General features: G+C 42.5%; 14 protein-coding genes. 6 read left to right on the plus strand and 8 right to left on the minus strand.

The window, feature by feature from the left end; translation table 11 throughout:
• Window positions 1-494: 494 nt before the first annotated feature.
• The gene (gene purL / locus H5185_RS09700; protein WP_182741997.1) at window positions 495-4,376 is read right to left on the minus strand and encodes a phosphoribosylformylglycinamidine synthase; all 3,882 of its coding nucleotides are present in this window, start codon (window positions 4,374-4,376) and stop codon (window positions 495-497) included.
• 355 nt (window positions 4,377-4,731) lie between these two features.
• Between purL and mltF the strand changes: the two genes are divergently transcribed.
• Window positions 4,732-6,156: a membrane-bound lytic murein transglycosylase MltF gene (mltF, locus tag H5185_RS09705; protein WP_124016870.1), complete on the plus strand. Its 1,425-nt coding sequence runs from the start codon at window positions 4,732-4,734 to the stop codon at window positions 6,154-6,156.
• Window positions 6,157-6,461: 305 nt separating this feature from the next.
• On the opposite strand, the gene tadA is transcribed toward mltF, so the two are convergent.
• The 5 genes from tadA to guaB all read right to left on the minus strand — a co-directional run bounded on the left by tadA (window position 6,462) and on the right by guaB (window position 11,877).
• Window positions 6,462-7,019, minus strand: coding sequence for a tRNA adenosine(34) deaminase TadA (gene tadA, locus H5185_RS09710; protein WP_182741998.1), 558 nt, complete (start codon window positions 7,017-7,019; stop codon window positions 6,462-6,464).
• A gap of 211 nt (window positions 7,020-7,230) precedes the next feature.
• A complete protein-coding gene (locus H5185_RS09715; protein WP_124016869.1) occupies window positions 7,231-7,560 on the minus strand; it encodes a hypothetical protein in 330 nt (109 codons plus the stop codon).
• Window positions 7,560-8,099, minus strand: a complete 540-nt coding sequence (locus tag H5185_RS09720) for a hypothetical protein (RefSeq protein WP_182741984.1) — start codon at window positions 8,097-8,099, stop codon at window positions 7,560-7,562. Before H5185_RS09720 ends, H5185_RS09715 begins: the two co-directional genes overlap by 1 nt.
• Before the next feature lie 624 nt (window positions 8,100-8,723).
• Window positions 8,724-10,301, minus strand: coding sequence for a glutamine-hydrolyzing GMP synthase (guaA, locus tag H5185_RS09725; RefSeq protein ID WP_124016867.1), 1,578 nt, complete (start codon window positions 10,299-10,301; stop codon window positions 8,724-8,726).
• A gap of 103 nt (window positions 10,302-10,404) precedes the next feature.
• The gene (guaB, locus tag H5185_RS09730) at window positions 10,405-11,877 is read right to left on the minus strand and encodes an IMP dehydrogenase (protein WP_124016866.1); all 1,473 of its coding nucleotides are present in this window, start codon (window positions 11,875-11,877) and stop codon (window positions 10,405-10,407) included.
• A gap of 118 nt (window positions 11,878-11,995) precedes the next feature.
• On the opposite strand from guaB, the gene xseA reads away from it, so the two are divergent.
• Window positions 11,996-13,336 (plus strand): exodeoxyribonuclease VII large subunit, encoded by a 1,341-nt coding sequence (xseA, locus tag H5185_RS09735; RefSeq protein ID WP_182741985.1) that lies wholly within the window; start codon window positions 11,996-11,998, stop codon window positions 13,334-13,336.
• A 42-nt stretch (window positions 13,337-13,378) separates the two neighbouring features.
• On the plus strand, window positions 13,379-14,116 hold the full coding sequence (locus H5185_RS09740; RefSeq protein ID WP_182741986.1) for a hypothetical protein: 738 nt from the start codon (window positions 13,379-13,381) through the stop codon (window positions 14,114-14,116).
• A 66-nt stretch (window positions 14,117-14,182) separates the two neighbouring features.
• On the opposite strand, the gene H5185_RS09745 is transcribed toward H5185_RS09740, so the two are convergent.
• Window positions 14,183-14,860 carry an OmpA family protein gene (locus H5185_RS09745; protein WP_182741987.1) on the minus strand — a complete coding sequence of 226 codons (678 nt, stop codon included), beginning with the start codon at window positions 14,858-14,860 and terminating at the stop codon, window positions 14,183-14,185.
• A gap of 106 nt (window positions 14,861-14,966) precedes the next feature.
• Window positions 14,967-15,848, minus strand: coding sequence for a choice-of-anchor H family protein (locus tag H5185_RS09750; protein ID WP_259396199.1), 882 nt, complete (start codon window positions 15,846-15,848; stop codon window positions 14,967-14,969).
• A 293-nt stretch (window positions 15,849-16,141) separates the two neighbouring features.
• On the opposite strand from H5185_RS09750, the gene H5185_RS09755 reads away from it, so the two are divergent.
• From H5185_RS09755 to H5185_RS09765, 3 genes are read left to right on the plus strand one after another with little or no spacing between them, the layout of a single operon-like run.
• Window positions 16,142-16,489 (plus strand): PepSY domain-containing protein, encoded by a 348-nt coding sequence (locus H5185_RS09755; protein ID WP_235781925.1) that lies wholly within the window; start codon window positions 16,142-16,144, stop codon window positions 16,487-16,489.
• Between the two features lie 3 nt (window positions 16,490-16,492).
• Complete coding sequence (locus H5185_RS09760) at window positions 16,493-17,176, plus strand: response regulator transcription factor (RefSeq protein ID WP_182741989.1); 684 nt, start codon at window positions 16,493-16,495, stop codon at window positions 17,174-17,176.
• Window positions 17,169-18,497, plus strand: a complete 1,329-nt coding sequence (locus H5185_RS09765; protein WP_124016860.1) for an ATP-binding protein — start codon at window positions 17,169-17,171, stop codon at window positions 18,495-18,497. The genes H5185_RS09760 and H5185_RS09765 overlap by 8 nt, the downstream gene beginning before the upstream one ends.
• The last annotated feature ends 141 nt before the right edge of the window (window positions 18,498-18,638 follow it).

Here is an 18,638-nt window from a genome sequence, read left to right on the forward strand (position 1 = left end):
TAAAACAACGCCAACAAACCATTAGATTAACTAATGACAAGAATCATTTTTTCTCGTTTGAGCCAGCAATAAGGTAACTGTATAATTTCCACACAGTTAAGAAAACGAACAGTGGTTGCACGATGAGTCGTCGTCTTAATTCCAGTGACCTAACCTAAAGAGAAGTGCTATGACTCAATTATTCGAAAATATTGCCAACTTGTACAAACGCGTTTTTACTGAAATGTTTACTGCTAAAGAAGTGAAGTAAGATCGCTCACTTTTTTATCTATACCCTGTTTAGTAGATGTTTTTGTTAGCGCAGAAATCATATTAAGCGACAATCGTTATTATCTATCTATAACGAAACTAAACCCCCATAGAGCTACTCTATGGGGGTTTTATTTATTCAACGACATCAAAGCCATTAGTTGATAAAACGAATTAACCAATAAAAAAGGCGACTCAAATGAGTCGCCTTTTTACTTTATCTAAACTAGATAGTTAATTTGAAATTAACTGATCTTGACTCGAGCATTACGGAACATGCGCATCCAAGGGCTATCTTCACCCCAGTTATCTGGATGCCATGAATTGGCAACGGTTCTGAATACACGCTCAGGATGCGGCATCATAATTGTCACTCGGCCATCCGTGGTACAAATACCGGTTAGACCATTCGCTGAACCATTAGGGTTCTCAGGGTACTGAGTCGCAATTTGACCATGGCCATCAACATAACGCAGTGCAATAGTGCCCGATGCTTCGGCATTAGCTAACGCTTGAGCATTAGCAAACTCAACTAAGCCTTCACCATGTGATACTGCGATAGGCATACGAGAACCGACCATGCCGTCAAAAAATACCGATGGGTTTTGTTGCACTTCAACCAAACTGAATCGAGCTTCAAAACGCTCAGAGCGGTTACGCACAAAGCGCGGCCAATGCTCACTTCCTGGGATAATTTCTTTCAGATTAGATAACATCTGACAACCATTACACACACCAAGGGCGATGCTTGAATCACGTTCGAAGAAACGACTAAACTCATCGCGAGCACGATCATTAAATAGAATCGACTTAGCCCAACCTTCACCAGCACCTAATACGTCACCATAAGAGAATCCGCCACAAGCCACTAGGCCTTGGAACTCTTCAAGGCTAATACGCCCAGATAAAATGTCCGACATGTGCACGTCGCGGCTTTCAAAACCGGCACGGTCAAAAGCGGCTGCCATCTCGACATGAGAGTTAACGCCCTGCTCACGTAAAATAGCCATTTTAGGAGCTGCACCTTTAAGAATATAAGGTGCGGCTACATCTTCACTTGGATTAAAGCCTAATTTTACCGTTAAACCAGGTGCATCAGCTTGTTGTTTAAGCTCATACTCTTCACGTGCACATTCTGGATTATCACGAAGTGCTTGCATGCGATAGGTGGTTTCTGACCACATAGTGCGCAGTGCAGTTCGGCTATCAGTAAATATCACTCGCTGGCCATCGTTAATGCTAATCTTGTCAGCGGCTTGTAAACCACCAATGTGATGACAAGCTACGCCTTTAGCCGCAAATTGCGCGGCAATGGCTTTAGCATCAGCAACACCAACTTGAATGACAGCACCCAGTTCTTCGTTAAATAAACGTTCTAAATCAGTACCATTCAAGCTGGCTAAATCAATAGTTAACCCAGTATTACCGGCAAAGGCCATTTCCACTAAAGTGGTAAATAAACCACCGTCGCTGCGATCGTGATATGCCATAACCGCTTGCTCAGCTACTAATTGCTGCATGACTTCAAAGAAGCCCGCTAAGTTAGCGGTAACATCTAATGTCGGTGCAATATCACCTAGCTCACTGTAAACCTGCGCTAAACAAGAACCCCCTAAACGATTTTGGCCATTGCTTAAGTCCAGCATTAATAATGTAGTGTCACCTTTATCACTGCGAAGTTGTGGCGTCACGGTTTTACGTATGTCTTGTACCACGCCAAAAGCGGTGATAACCAATGACATAGGCGATGTTACCGTTTTCTGTACACCACTATCTTCCCATGCGGTTTTCATCGACATAGAGTCTTTACCGACAGGGATAGTGATACCAAGTTCTGGACAAAGGTCTTCGCCAATGGCTTTAACAGCTTGGTATAAACCGGCATCTTCACCAGGGTGACCCGCCGGCGACATCCAGTTAGCCGAAAGCTTAATGCGCTTAAACGAGCCAATATCAGTACCAGCAATGTTCATGATCGATTCAGCAACCGCCATACGCGCAGAAGCATCAAAGTCGAGTAAAGCCAATGGCGTTCGTTCACCCATCGACATCGCTTCACCGCTGTAGCTATCATAACTTGATGCAGTGACTGCACAATCAGCAACCGGAACCTGCCATGGACCGACCATTTGGTCGCGGTTAACTAATCCCGTCACTGAACGGTCACCGATGGTGATTAGGAAAGTTTTATCGGCTACGGTTGGCAAAGTTAAAACGCGCTTAACCGCATCTTTTAATTCAATCTTAGATTGATCTAATGCCGGTGATACCGCTTTTACCGACACCACATCACGACTCATTTTAGGCGCTTTACCTAATAAGACTTCGAGCGGTAAATCAATCGGTTTGTTATTAAAGTGACTGTCGGCAAGCGTTAAATGCATCTCTGCAGTCGCTTCACCAACCACGGCAAATGGAGCGCGTTCACGGGCACAAATATCAGCAAACTGCTGTAAATTCTCTGGCGCAACCGATAGCACATAACGTTCTTGAGATTCATTACACCAAATTTCGAGCGGGCTCATGCCTGGCTCGTCAGAGGGAACGTTGCGTAAATTGAACACACCACCGCGATCAGCGTCATTCACTAACTCAGGGAATGCGTTCGATAATCCGCCGGCACCCACATCGTGAATAAATTGAATAGGGTTGGTATCACCTAGCTGCCAGCAACGGTCAATCACTTCCTGACAGCGACGTTCCATTTCTGGATTTTCACGTTGTACAGAAGCAAAATCTAAATCTTCGCTAGACTGACCTGATGCCATAGAAGATGCAGCACCGCCACCCAAACCTATGTTCATTGCAGGTCCACCAAGCACAATGAGTTTAGCGCCAACCGTGATTTCACCTTTTTGCACATGTTCTTCGCGAATATTGCCTAAACCACCGGCAATCATAATCGGCTTATGGTAACCACGGACTTCAACACCGTTATGACTGGACACTAATTGTTCATAAGTGCGGAAATATCCCGTAATCGCAGGACGACCAAATTCATTATTAAATGCAGCGCCACCAAGTGGGCCTTCAAGCATGATCTCAAGTGGAGTCACAATACGATCGGGTTTACCATAATTCCCTTCCCATGGTTGCACAAATCCAGGAATTTTTAAGTTAGAAACCGTAAAACCAGATAAACCCGCTTTAGGCTTAGAACCTCGACCAGTAGCGCCTTCATCACGAATTTCACCACCAGAACCAGTAGCGGCACCAGGATAAGGACTAATTGCAGTAGGATGATTATGAGTTTCGACTTTCATTAAGATGTGCATTGGTTCAGTGTGATAGTTATAAATACCATCAGGGTCTGGGAAAAAACGTCCCGCAACCGAACCTGTCATCACAGCGGCATTATCTTTATAAGCTGACAACACGTAATCAGGAGTGACTTCAAAAGTATTCTTAATCATTTTAAACAATGATTTTGGCTGCACTTCGCCATCGATTGTCCAATCTGCATTAAAAATTTTGTGACGACAATGCTCTGAGTTTGCTTGAGCAAACATCATCAATTCGATGTCGTTAGGGTTACGCTTTAAACGAACAAAGTTTTCAATTAAATAGTCAATTTCATCATCAGCAAGAGCCAAACCTAACTTAACGTTAGCGACTTCTAAGGCACGACGACCTTCAGCAAGAATATTAACACTGCTAAATTTTGCCGGTTCTGTGCGGGCAAATAATACCTCAGCCGCTTCAAACTCAGGCAATATGATTTCGACCATACGGTCATGTAATAAACCTTGCAGTTGTTTTTGTTGTTCTGCGGTTAATTCTGAAGCTTCAACATAATAAGCCATACCACGCTCAAGGCGTTTTACTTTGCCCAAACCACAGTTGTGTGCGATGTCGGTTGCTTTAGAAGACCAAGGAGAAATTGTGCCAGGACGTGGAGTAACAAATAATAGAGTACCTTGTGGAGCATGCGACTCAATAGCGGGTCCATAGGTAAGAATAGTTTCTAACTGTAGACGCTCATTATCATCTAGTGACTCACTCAAATTAGCTAAATGAACATATTCAGCATAAATTTGAGATACTGGAAGTGCTGCATTTTCGCAAGCCTCCATGAGTTTTTGAACTCTAAATGCAGATAGTGCTGGGGCTCCGCGAATGATCTCAATCACGTCTATTCACCTTATAAATTATATTGGGTCAGAATTGGCGCTATTATAAGGAATTGCACAGTACAAATCACCTTTAAGCACCCGTGAAAACAGTGTTTCCTGATAGGGAAAATATCCACAATTGTGGTTATGCATATTTATGACACAGCGACTTTACTGTCGTTCAATAAACCGACGTTAAAAGAGGGTTATTTGTCCAACTATAGGCGTTTAGGAAAACTCCTGATAAAGTAACTAAAAACACCTAAACTCCCCTACATATTTAAAGGCTATACAACCGGAATTATATTCGTTTCTCATGCATTACTCTGGTGACATTAACGAAACAACTTAAGATAACCAATTAATAAATATGATCAAAACCTTATTCATCATCTTACTTTGCGGGATGCTATCCGCCTGTCAACCTGTTGATATTCATGAGGTTGACATTGCTGCGCCTGCCCCAAAACGGACCGTACTCAAGGTTGGGACATTATATGGTCCACAGATTTATTTAAATTCAGATCAGGGTGAAAGCGGATTCGACTTTGAAATGGCCCAGCGCTTTGCCGATTATTTAGCCGTGCCGCTAGAGATGATCCCATACACGAATCGCAAACAATTATTTGCCGCATTAAAAGAAAATAAGATTGATATTATTGCTGCTGGCATCGCAAAAACCCCCAACCGCAGTCAGCAATTTAAACTTGGACCGACTTTATATAAAGTTAATCAAGTATTGGTGTATCGAGAAGGTACTCCAGAACCCAAAGATATTGGCACTCTGTCGGGTGAAATTACCGTGATGGCGAACTCCTCTTCGGTCAATACCTTAACTAAGCTGCAAAAAGACTATCCTGAATTGATGTGGAACCAAGTTAATGACAAAGACAATGAAGAACTGTTTGCATTAATCGCCAACGGAGAATTGAACTACACCATTTCAGATTCAAATAGTTTATTGATCAACCAGCGTTTTTTACCTGAGTTACGCGCAGGAATGATTTTAGAAGAAAAAGTTGAAGTAGTGTGGCTGTTACCACCGAGAAATAGTGACCGCTTAATGAGCCAACTCCTGGCCTTTTGGCATCAAGAAAGACGTGCCGGCACTCTTGAACATTTAAACGAAAAATATTTTGGTCATGTGAAACGTTTTGACTATGTCGATACACGAGCCTTTATTCGTGCCATTGACAATATCCTCCCTGAATACCGTAGTTTTTTTGAGCAGTATTCAGGTGAGTTAGACTGGCGTAAATTAGCCGCTGCCAGTTATCAAGAGTCACATTGGAACCCAAGCGCACGCTCACCAACTGGTGTCCGAGGTATGATGATGCTGACCCAACCGACCGCGGCCTATGTTGGTGTAGATGATCGCTTAGATGCAGAGCAGAGTATTCGCGGTGGTGCATTTTATTTAAAAGATATGATGGACAGATTGCCAGACAGAATTCCTGAAGCTCAACGGATTTGGTTCGCTCTGGCATCTTATAATATCGGTTTAGGTCATGTTGAAGATGCGCGACGGTTAACAGAGTCAATGGGAATGGATCCCAGTGCATGGCGTGACGTCAAAAAAGTATTACCTTTGCTGCAGCAAGCTAAATATTACAAGCAAACTCGCTATGGCTACGCTCGCGGAAGTGAAGCGGTGCATTATGTCGACAGTATTCGTCGTTACTACGACACCTTAGTTTGGATTGATAATCAAACCAAGAAAATTGATGTTATCCAAGATCAAGTTGAAGTGATTGCAGAAGAGGCTGCAGATAAAACCAAGGTATCAGCACAATAATTGTGCTATCGATGGGGTTATCGTCATCAAGCTGACCGACAATCGTCATCAATATAAGGTAGTATGGAACCGAATCTGTCGTTAGAAAGCCTACTGTAAAGTATGCTGTTTATCAGTAACCTCAATGAGGTTACCCAATATGAAAGGATCACGATATGAGAAGAAGAGCGATAAGCAATACCATGTCACGACGTCGTGTCATGCTTAAAGTACACAAAACCCGTATTCAAAATCGTCAACGTGCACATTTTTTGTTGGTACAAACCGAATCATAATCTCACGTTAACCACAGAAAAATATGCCACTCAATCAGTTGAGTTTCTCTCTAACTTTTTGAGTGCTTTTTTTTCTGCCCTACGCCGCTTAAAAAAAGCGCTTAATTGTGAGGCGCACTCTTCAGCTAACACACCTGATGTCACGTCAAGCTGGTGATTAAAAACAGGGTGTTGTAGCAAATTGATCACACTACCCGCCGCGCCGGTTTTTAAATCATCGGCACCGTACACCACTCTAGCAATACGACTGTGGATCATGGCACCTGCACACATAGTGCAAGGCTCTAAAGTGACATACAAAGTAGTGTCGAGCATACGATAATTTTCTAATATCTTACCCGCTTGGCGAATACACTCCATTTCAGCATGAGCTGTAGGATCATGATTTAAAATACTTAAATTACAGCCACTGGCAATTAACACATCATCTTTTACCAATACGGCACCGACAGGCACCTCACCTTTTAATTCTGCTTGTTCAGCTAGTTGCATGGCTAACCGCATCCACTTTTCATCAATGGCTTGCTGAGTGTCATGCTCAATATCAGTGATGGAGTTGGTGTTGGCAGCAAGGTCTGCCTTTAAAATATTTGTCACTCTACTGCCCTAGGTCATTGTCATACAGGCTTATTATAACCTGAATTTTGCATAGCAAATGGTATCAAACACCCCTTTTTTTACCCCGCTAGAACATATCTACTGCCATAAAGTGCTATCACCAAACTAGGATTAGGCAGTCGTTTTGATAACGCAGGAGCTGCTATAACTCGACCCCGCAATCTTGAGTATAAAACACGGCTTAGCGTTGACTAAAGACTCGACGAGCAACTCCCCAGACGATAGCGGCAATGGTGCCAAACAAACCTAGGAACATGACCCAAGCTCCGAGACCAGCTTGTGGTGGCATCTCACCACTCATCGTTGAATTAAATGGCTCTAATACCATAGCGAGCGTGCCAACCACCACCAATACAGCGCAAGCCATAAAGTAAAAACGGCCATGATCTTTTTGTAAAGTCTTGCGGATAGCGAATGTTAAACAACTCAAATACAGTATTGCGAACAGTGCTATGTTAATTAACTCCCCTGTTGTCCATACATTAGGGTCGCTTGCTATATCAGAGGGCATTATTTATCGATTCCTGTTTGCTGTTGTGGGTGAATGATTGCATTAGCAGTATTAAACTTGCCTTCTGCCCAGCAATAAGCTGCAAAACAGGGGCTGAGTCCTTGAAGGTTGCAACTTGTGCCATGGTGCTTGAGCACTAATACTGCCGTACCGCCGAGTGCGATAACCGCACTGTCTTGGGCAAGAAACTGGAACGGTTTATAGCTCTTGTCATCGTCCGAAACGAATGCATTAATATAATGTCCGCCTGTTCCACCGTCGAACAGCGTGGCAGAACTTGAGCAACTGAACGCGCGGGTGTCGATGATAGGATCACTGATACCGTCTTGATTGAAATCTGCGTAAAATTGAATGCCGCCATCCACAACCTCGAATATGCCGTTGTCTAATGCTGCACATTCCGATTTGGCTGCCTCAAGAAAGGCATCTAGAGTAGGTTGAAACCGCTTTGGGATCTCTTGTGCTGATGCCATTGCCGGGATCAGTATGGTTAAAGACACCAAAGTCGCTATTAATTTTTGTTTTATCATTGGTTGCATAAGTCTTAATTTTCCAATTCAGGCCATTGATAGTGACGTTAATTTAGCTAAGCGGGGTGAGATAACCCATCACCTAGACTCCGTTCGCAGTGAAGTGATAAATCAAAGCCGTATTCATTGATTACCGCTTCAGTTTGAGGCTAAAAATAGCTCTACTCCAGTGTCAAGATTCAAAATAGCTCCCTTTGTATAGGGGGTTCAGCGCGGACCTGAGCAAACCTATGTTTCAAAGCATGACACGTCCCAAATCCTTGGCAATGTAACACGGGCTGAGTTCATGAGACAGCATTCTATACATAGATTAAAATTATATATAGTTCATGTAGATACCATTAATTAAGCCTATCGTAATAAAACTTAATTATGTGCGAAAAGCTAACCGAAAAACCATTATGTTTGGCTGAAAGTCACTGATGGATGATTAGCAAGATGTTGGATATACCACATGAGCAGTAAGACATTGAAGATACCAAGGTAACGAAAAATCATTCCCAGAGTCATATTCTATAAAAGCGGCTTGGTGCGAATAAAAATGTTCAGGAAATAAAAATAAAAAAGCCCATAAAAATATGGGCTTAAATATCACTTATTGCAAGTTAGCACTCGCTATTGTGTGAGATGACATTATTCCCACTCAATCGTTGCTGGCGGCTTACCTGATATGTCGTACACCACTCGTGAAATACCATCGACTTCATTGATGATGCGGTTTGAAACGCGACCTAAGAAATCATATGGTAGATGTGCCCAATGCGCGGTCATAAAGTCGATAGTTTCTACCGCTCGTAGCGATACAACCCAATCATATTTACGGCCATCACCCATTACGCCTACCGAGCGAACTGGCAAGAATACGGTAAAGGCTTGGCTCACTTTATTATACAAATCAGCTTTGTGTAGCTCTTCAATAAAGATAGCGTCTGCACTGCGCAATAAATCACAATATTCTTTTTTCACTTCGCCAAGAACACGAACACCTAAACCTGGTCCAGGGAACGGATGACGATAAAGCATGTTATAAGGCAGGCCTAACTCTAAACCAATTTTACGCACTTCATCTTTAAATAACTCACGTAGTGGTTCAACTAAACCCATCTTCATATCGGCAGGTAACCCGCCAACATTGTGGTGCGACTTAATCACATGAGCTTTACCGGTTGCACTGCCCGCTGATTCAATCACATCAGGATAAATAGTGCCTTGAGCTAGCCATTTAGCATTCGCGCATTTCTTTGATTCTTCATCAAAAATCTCTACAAACACCCGGCCAATAATTTTACGCTTAGCTTCAGGTTCTGCTTCGCCAGCCATGGCATCTAAGAAACGGTTTTCAGCATCGACATGAATAATATTGAGTCCGAAATGATCGCCAAACATTTCTAACACTTGGTCCGCTTCGTTTAAACGCAATAAGCCGTTATCAACAAACACACACGTTAGCTTGTCGCCAATCGCGCGGTGAAGCAACATCGCCACCACGGATGAGTCAACACCACCTGATAAACCAAGAATAACTTCATCGTCACCGATTTGCTTTTTAAGGCGCTCAATCGCATCTTCAATAATTGATGATGGTTTCCAATTGGCTTTACAGGCACAAATTTCCAACGCGAAATGCTCTAACATGCGTTGACCTTGACGAGTATGAGTCACTTCAGGGTGGAACTGAACACCGTAAAAACCTTTCTCTTCATTTGCCATCGCGGCAAACGGACACGTAGCGGTTTTAGCAACGGTCACAAAACCTTCAGGAATAGCGGAGACTTTATCACCATGGCTCATCCACACATCAAGCAGTGGTTTGCCTTCAGCACTGACAGCATCTTCAATACTTTTAAATAAGGCTGACGTGGTTTGCAATTCAATTTGAGCATAGCCAAATTCGCCTTCACCCACGCCTTTAATGACTTTACCACCAAGTTGTTCAGACATGGTTTGCATGCCATAACAAATACCTAATACAGGTACTCCAGCAGTAAAGACATATTCTGGAGCTCGAGGAGAATTGTCCTCTGTAACACTTTCTGGGCCGCCGGCTAAAATAATACCATTTGGGGCAAACTCACGAATTTGCGCTTCGCTCACATCCCAGGCCCATAACTCACAATACACACCAATTTCACGGATACGACGCGCAATAAGCTGAGTGTACTGAGAACCAAAATCGAGGATTAGAATCTTATGATCGTGAATATTACTCATGGGTAACCTTTACATATTGATTAAGTGTAATACCCCGTATCACATCGATACGGGCAAATTAACGCTAATAACAGAAGGACGACAAATGTCGTCCTCACAGTAATTATGAACCAGAACGGTAGTTTGGTGCTTCTTTGGTAATGGTCACGTCATGAACATGAGACTCACCCATACCTGCTGAAGTCACTTTTACAAACTGTGCTTTTTCATTTAAATCTTTAATGGTGGCACAACCGGTTAAGCCCATGCATGAACGTAGTCCGCCCATGTGTTGATGAATAATTTCTTTCAACTTACCTTTGTAAGGCACACGACCTTCAATACCTTCAGGGACTAACTTGTCGGCAGCATTGTCGCTTTGGAAGTAACGATCAGATGAACCTTGAGTTTGGCCCATTGCGCCAAGTGAACCCATGCCGCGGTATGATTTATATGCACGACCTTGATAAAGTTCGGTTTCACCTGGAGCCTCATCAGTACCAGCGAACATAGAACCGGCCATAATGCATGATGCACCCGCAGCGAGTGCTTTAGCTAAATCGCCAGAGAAACGGATACCGCCATCAGCAATTACAGGAATGCCTAACGCAAGCACAGCTTCAGCTGCATCAGAAACTGCAGTAATCTGTGGAACGCCAACACCTGTCACAATACGAGTCGTACAAATTGAACCAGGGCCAATACCAACTTTAACGGCGTTAACACCAGCTTCTACTAACGCAAGTGCGCCTGAAGCGGTTGCGACGTTACCGCCAACAATTTGTAAATCTGGGTATTTAGCTCGAGTATCACGAATACGCTGTAATACGCCTTCTGAATGACCATGAGATGAATCAATCAATAATACGTCTACACCCGCTTTAACAAGGGCATCAACACGCTCTTCGTTACCAGGACCTGCACCAACCGCAGCGCCAACACGTAAACGACCTAATTCGTCTTTACATGCATTTGGCTTGCGCTCAGCTTTTTCGAAATCTTTAACAGTGATTAAGCCTTTAAGTTTGAAGTTACCGTCAACCACTAAGACTTTTTCAATACGATGAGAATGCATTAATTTTTGCACTTCATCGAGCTTGGTGCCTTCAGCCACTGTGACCAAACGATCTTTTGGGGTCATCATGTCAGCAACGGTTTTGCTCCAGTCGGTTACAAAACGTACATCACGGCCAGTAATAATACCCACCAGCTCGTGCGCATCATTAACGACGGGATAACCGGCAAAACCATTACGTTCTGTTAATAAACGTAAATCGGTTAAGGTGGTTGCTGGCGTTACAGTGACGGGATCTTGAACAATACCGGCTTCATAACTTTTAACTCTTCGGACTTCTTCGGCTTGCTGCTCAATACTCATATTTTTATGAATAAAACCTAAACCACCTTCTTGCGCCATCGCGATAGCAAGGCGAGATTCAGTCACAGTGTCCATAGCAGCAGACACAAGTGGAATATTTAATTCGATTTTATTGGTTAAACGAGTTTTAAGAACCGCGGTATTAGGGAGTACAGTCGAGTGGGCAGGAACTAACAATACATCGTCAAAAGTTAGTGCATCTTTCAGTAAACGTAGCATGGCAACATCTCCCTAGTTGAGTAGGATTTGGGTGAAATATTGCGGCGAGATTATACCTTGCATATTGCAGTTGGTAAATGGAAAATAGATTTTTATTAACGTTAGAATGAGAATATTCATGAGTGCCACAAAAAACAATGTTTATAGTGTTTCGCAATTAAATAGCGAAGTGCGGCATATTCTTGAAGGTCAAATAGGTAAAATTTGGCTAAATGGCGAAATTTCAAACTTTTCATCGCCAAGTTCAGGGCATTGGTATCTGACTTTAAAAGACGCTCATTCACAAGTTCGTTGCGCGATGTTTAAGGGCCGTAATCAATCGGTGCGCTTTAAACCCGTCAATGGTCAACAAGTCTTAGTTAAAGGTGCCATTAGTGTCTATGAGCCTCGTGGTGACTATCAATTACTGCTGGAGTCGATGCTCCCGGCGGGTGATGGATTACTGGCGCAAGAATTTGAAGCGTTAAAGCTTAAACTGGCTGCTGAAGGTTTGTTTGCACTAGAAACCAAACGCCCTATTCCAAATAACATTCAACGTATTGGGGTTATCACCTCGGCAACAGGCGCGGCACTGCGAGATATCTTGCATGTGTTAGCACGTCGAGATCCCTCTATTGAAGTGGTTATATACCCAACTCAAGTTCAAGGTGCAACGGCCAGCCACTTAATCTGCCAAGCAATTGTCACTGCCAATCAACGCATGGAAGTTGATGTGCTGTTGCTTACCCGTGGCGGCGGATCATTGGAAGATTTATGGTGTTTTAACAGCGAACATTTAGCCCATGCTATTTATAACAGTGCCTTACCCATTATTAGTGCCGTCGGCCACGAGATTGATACCACTATTAGCGATTATGTTGCCGATGTGCGTGCACCAACCCCGTCAGCTGGTGCCGAGTTATTATCAAAAGACAAAGGTAATAAAACTGAAAAATTAGCCCTGCTGTTATCACGCTTGCAACAGGGTATGAAACATTATCAATTACAGCAGTATGGTCGATTAACTCAGTTATCTCATCAACTACAACGTCATGAGCCACAACGTAAACTGCAACAATTTGAGCAGCGATTTGATGAAATGCAAATGCGCCTAGAAAATGCCTTACAGCATAAATTCAGTCGCTTAACATTGCGCCATCAGCAATTGCATAATCGCTTACAACAACGTTCACCTATTAATACCCTAACCTTAGAAAAACAGCGGCTTGGATATTTAATTGAACGTTTTAATGACGCCAGCAAAGACTGCTTTAAACAAGCTGAATTACGGCTTACACAAGCAGCACATAAACTTGATACCGTCAGCCCACTGGCAACATTGAGCCGGGGTTATTCAATCACAAGTACCAATGAACATGTCGTTGAAAATGCCAATCAGTTAAGCAATGGTGATGTGATTCATACTCGGCTAAAGCAAGGAAGTGTCACCTCAACCGTGACAGATATCTCTACCAAATAAACAACATGATATCGATGAAAAAATGGTGCGCAAGGACATAGCGTGAAACAGATAGATTATCGGCAATACAAGGATGATGAGTTACTCGATGTTGAGCGCAACATTAATAAACAAGCTTTTCCTGAACGATATAAGCAATTATGCGACGAAATATCTCGACGTAAAAAACTTGGCTGTTTTAATCTTAAGCCTCAATTAAAAGAAAATGAGTTCGACCGAGATTACTGGCGAAGAAGCGAAATTATTTTTGAATTTACCACGATACCAATAGTTTGGCGTATGACTTTTGTCGGAGCTTACTTGTTGGTGAATGTGGCGCTATTAGCATGGGTAATGCCTCACTATTGGGTGAGTTCATTAGATAATCTACATCGATATAACATCACGGTTGATCAAATCGAATGTCGTAGGGACGCTGTTGAAAATCAACAAACCGGTGAAATCAATGATTTCTATGACATTGTCATTTCGGCTTATCCCAATACTTTTGTTGCACCAAATTTGCACCGTTCAAAATGCAAACAAATTGCCGCGACATTAACATCGGGGATGCGGGTATCGATTTGGCAACAAGATGAATTGATTTATCAACTGCAAATGAATCAACAAATGTTGTTGTCGTATGATTATATGGCACCAAAGGTGAGAAATTTCCGCACAAGAGGCCAATTGGTATATTTTTTCATCCTATTTGGTCTAGGCATACTGTCATTCAAATCACTTTATAACGCTTTTACTCCTGGTACATTCAAGCAACAATACCGCGGATATGTTGACTGAACCCGTAGCGCATCACATATAAAAATGCCATCTTACGATGGCATTTGTTAACGCTTACTAACGGGTTTACTTACCGATTGGCGTTAATACAATTTCTACACGACGATTTTGCGAACGACCTTGCTCGGTAGAGTTGCTCGCAATTGGGCTTGACTCACCCATACCAGTAGAAGATACACGTGAACCACTGACTTTTTGGCTAGTGATATATTGTGCAACTTCACTCGCTCGTACTTGTGACAAACGTAAGTTATAAGAATCTGAACCTGAACTGTCGGTATAACCAATGACATTCAAACGAGTGTCATTATATTCTTTGGCCACTAATACAACGCTGTTTAATACTGATTTAGCGCGTGCACTTAATACAGTTTGATCAACCGCAAAGGTCACTTCATTAGGCATGTTTAGTACAATGTTGTCACCGTTGCGAGTTACACTCACACCAGTTGATTTTAGCTGTTTACGTAATTCAGCTTCTTGCACATCCATGTAATAACCAATACCACCACCAACAGCAGCGCCAGATGCAGCACCAATTAAAGCACCTTTACCGCGATCACTTTTGCTTGATGAAAGTACACCAATAGCAGCACCAGACAGAGCGCCAATCATAGCGCCATTAGTCGCTTTAGTGTTTTCTGATTCGCCAGTATAAGGATTAGGTAATTGACAACCTGACAACAAGAGCGCCGAACCAATTAATGTACTGCATAACAATGATGTATTTAACTTTACTAACATACTCACTCCTAACGACTTATCCATCATGGATAAGTAAAGCTGACACAATAAAAACTAATTAAAATCAAAAAGATTCATTATAACTCAGAAAAGCTTAAGGCTTTCGTTATATTTTTTTAATGAAACGTCTACGCGAGCCTATCACTCCGGCAAGCAATGCAATGCTTAACCAAGATAAGGTCCCGCCAGAATATTCCGTTTCGATATAGACCTCATCAACATAACCCGCATCTCGATCACTACTTTCAAGCGGCAGAGCATACAATGCATTAGATTGATCACTACTAATCGTTGCGACAGGATCGGCATACCCCAACTCATATAAATCGATCAACACATCATAATGATCGGTTTGATAGCCATTAGCCAATGTCGTCAGCACTTCATAGTCATCATGGCTAGAGTCTGCATGTAAGGTAAATACATCGGTTGAGTAGTAATGAATCCAGGGACCACCATCTTGACTCAAATAGAGTTCTGCAAACACATCGGCCTGAATATCGCCTGCACTGCTATTAATATCTGCATCAAAAGTCACACTAAAGGTTTGATAAAAACCGTCGTAATCGTAATCTTCCAGTAAATATGAATTGGCACCGTAGAAGGAGAAATCGTAGTAAACCACCTGATTCTGCTGCGCTAATACTCGTTTTTGCTGGTTTTCAGCTGTGGCAGCAGATTTTTTATTTTTAGCCAGCACCTGTTCGCGAGTCATTTTTACCTTAATATTGCCATCAAGGTTTTGTAACTTAGCTTGTTCATGTAACACCATCATCCTATCTTGCTTATCGGCATCAGACTCTGGGGTTTTAAGGTTAATGCTCCTTGCTTGGCTGTAAGTCCCAAGGCCTTGTTCAGCTATACGCTCGGCGCCTTGTGCTACAGGCGAGCTCAACCAAAGCGCACTGGCAACACATAAGCCTAAACCCCATTTCATTTGGGTATTCATTACCGATATCTGGGCTATGTTAGTTTTATTATGCTTCATGTTCATTCCTCGCTGTCTTGATATTGAGGCCATTAAAACCTAATGGAAATGAACATAAGCTGAACATAGGCTAATCATAACAACCAAAACAATCAGCTATTTATGCGCGACTAGCAAGAAACTTCAAGGTGTCTGTAAATGATTCAGCTAATGTTCATCTGTCAGAACGTATACTGCGATGACAAATCAGCTATTTGTGCCTATGGCTATTTTATCGATTAGGTTAAGTAGATGTTTCTATATAGAAAGGGATCTTTTACACTGGCAATACTGAGGTTATTAGGGATCACAATATGCAGCGTATGCTCAACATAAATGCCATCATGTTAGGCCTAATATTAACGATACTGTCACTCACGTCGGTACCGTCTTATGCGGCATGGTATTCATCGCCCCATGCTAGCCACTCTCCCGGCCCTAATAATAATCGCCAAAACAATAATCAGAACAGTAACCTCGTCGTGGCAAGTGCTCAACATGCGGTACAAATAGCGCAAAGTCGTTATTCTGGCAAAGTGTTAAAAGTACAATCGGCTAACGTTAATGGACATACTGGGTATCGGATTAAACTACTCACCAATGATGGGGTTATTTTCTATGTATTAGTCGATGCCACCAATGGCGCAGTGACAAGGAACTAACCCATGAGATTATTATTAGTCGAAGACGATTTAGCCTTGCAACAGAACATCAAACAACACCTTATCGAAGCGCAATATACTGTTGATGTCGCCAATGATGGCGAAGAAGGCTTATATCAAGCTCAAGAATATCAATACGATGTCGCCATTATCGACGTCGGTTTACCAAAACTCGATGGCTTGTCATTAATCAGCCAATTACGCGAGCAAGACATTAGCTACCCGATAATCATTTTAACCGCTCGAGACAGTTGGCAAGATAAAGTAGTTGGATTAGATGCCGGTGCCGATGATTATTTAAGTAAGCCATTTCAGCTCGAAGAACTGGTTGCTCGCATTAATGCGTTAATTCGCCGTTCGGCAGGTAAAGCGAGTCCTGTTATCCAAAATGGTCCCTTTAGTATCAATACTCGCAGTTTAGAAATTAAACAGGGCGAGCAAATCATTAACCTCAGTGGTTCTGAATACAAACTGTTTGAATACCTAATGTTGCATCCAGGTTCAGTGCATTCAAAAAGCCGATTAATTGAACATATTTATGATCAAGATTTTGATTTGGACTCGAATGTGATTGAGGTTTTCATTCGCCGTTTACGTAAAAAACTCGACCCTGACAATCAGTACCAATTAATTGAAACGCTCCGCGGTCAGGGCTATCGTCTGCGCCAATTAGACCCAAATGCATAATCTACTCAACTCGCTTAAAGTTCGCATTGTTGTCAGCGCCTTATTGTTAATATTGGTGTTGCTGCCGATTATTGGCATGACAGTAAACAATGCCTTTGAGACCCAGGTGAATGTCGCCGCCAAAAATCAATTAAAAGCTTATATTTACTCGGTCTTGGCCATGGCCGAAGTGGAAAATAACCAATTACAAATGCCGTCACATTTACTCGAAAACCAATTTAATGTCATTGGATCAGGTCTTTATGCGTTAATCACCACCAAAGACAATCAGCTATTGTGGACCTCAAATTCATTTTTGGGCCTAAACACGCCCATTAATCTGCCTAAACCAGCAACGGGCAGAAGCACCTTCGACTCGATCATGATTAATGATAAACCTCAGTTGATATATAGCTTTAGCGTGAGTTTTGCCACCAGCGAACAGCCTTTTACCATGACGCTACACATTATAAAAAATAAACAGGAATACCTTCAACAAATCCAAAAATTCTCTAATACCTTATGGACTTGGTTACTGATCTTAACGGCCCTATTGTTGATAGTGCAATTGAGCTGGTTATTATGGACTCTAAAACCCTTGGGTAAATTTAGCCAAGAACTGAGTGCAGTAGAGCAAGGGACATCGATGCAGCTAAGCACCCACTACCCTGTTGAGCTGCAAAAAGTCGCTAAGCAATTAAACACCTTATTACAAACCGAACAAAATCAGCGTAAACGCTATCGTAATGCCCTGGCCGATTTAGCCCACAGTTTAAAAACCCCTTTGGCGGTAATGCAAACCCAAGCTAACTTAAGCGAGGCCTCGCTCGAGCAAATTAACCGCATAAATCAAATTATTGCCTATCAGCTCAGGCGCGCACAAAGTGCTGCGGGTAGCGCGTGGCATTTGGGGGTCAGTGTTGACAGTATAAGCGTGAGATTAGTTAGAACCTTAACTAAGATATACCAACAGCAACAACTCAGCATTGATTACCAAGGCGATCACAATGCACGTTTCAAAGGTGATGAAGCCGATTTAACAGAAATGCTCGGCAATGTGTTAGACAATGCCTGTAAAGCCGCAAATGCCCAAGTAAAACTAACGGTTAAGCAAGGGCCTAATAGCCTTCTTATTAGTGTGGAAGACGACGGTACAGGAGTACCTGAAGACAAGCAGCAGCAAATTTTCGAACGAGGCATACGCGCTGATACATACGATCAAGGTCATGGTATTGGCTTAGCGATTGTGCGCGACCTCGTCGATAGTTATCACGGTAAGCTTACCGTAAGTCAATCGACCTCATTGGGCGGCGCCAAATTTGAATTTGAATTTACGCATTAGTGTCTAATAATCTGATGAATAGATAACTCATTTCAAGCTAAACCTGACTATATAGTTTAACTCTCTCGATTAGCCTTCAGCTTATGTTCATCTTCGGCTCGTTATGATTGGCTTAACAGTCATAAATGACACTGGAGATAA

Source organism: Shewanella sp. SG44-6 (assembly GCF_014164185.1).
Taxonomy (GTDB): Bacteria; Pseudomonadota; Gammaproteobacteria; order Enterobacterales; family Shewanellaceae; genus Shewanella; species Shewanella vesiculosa.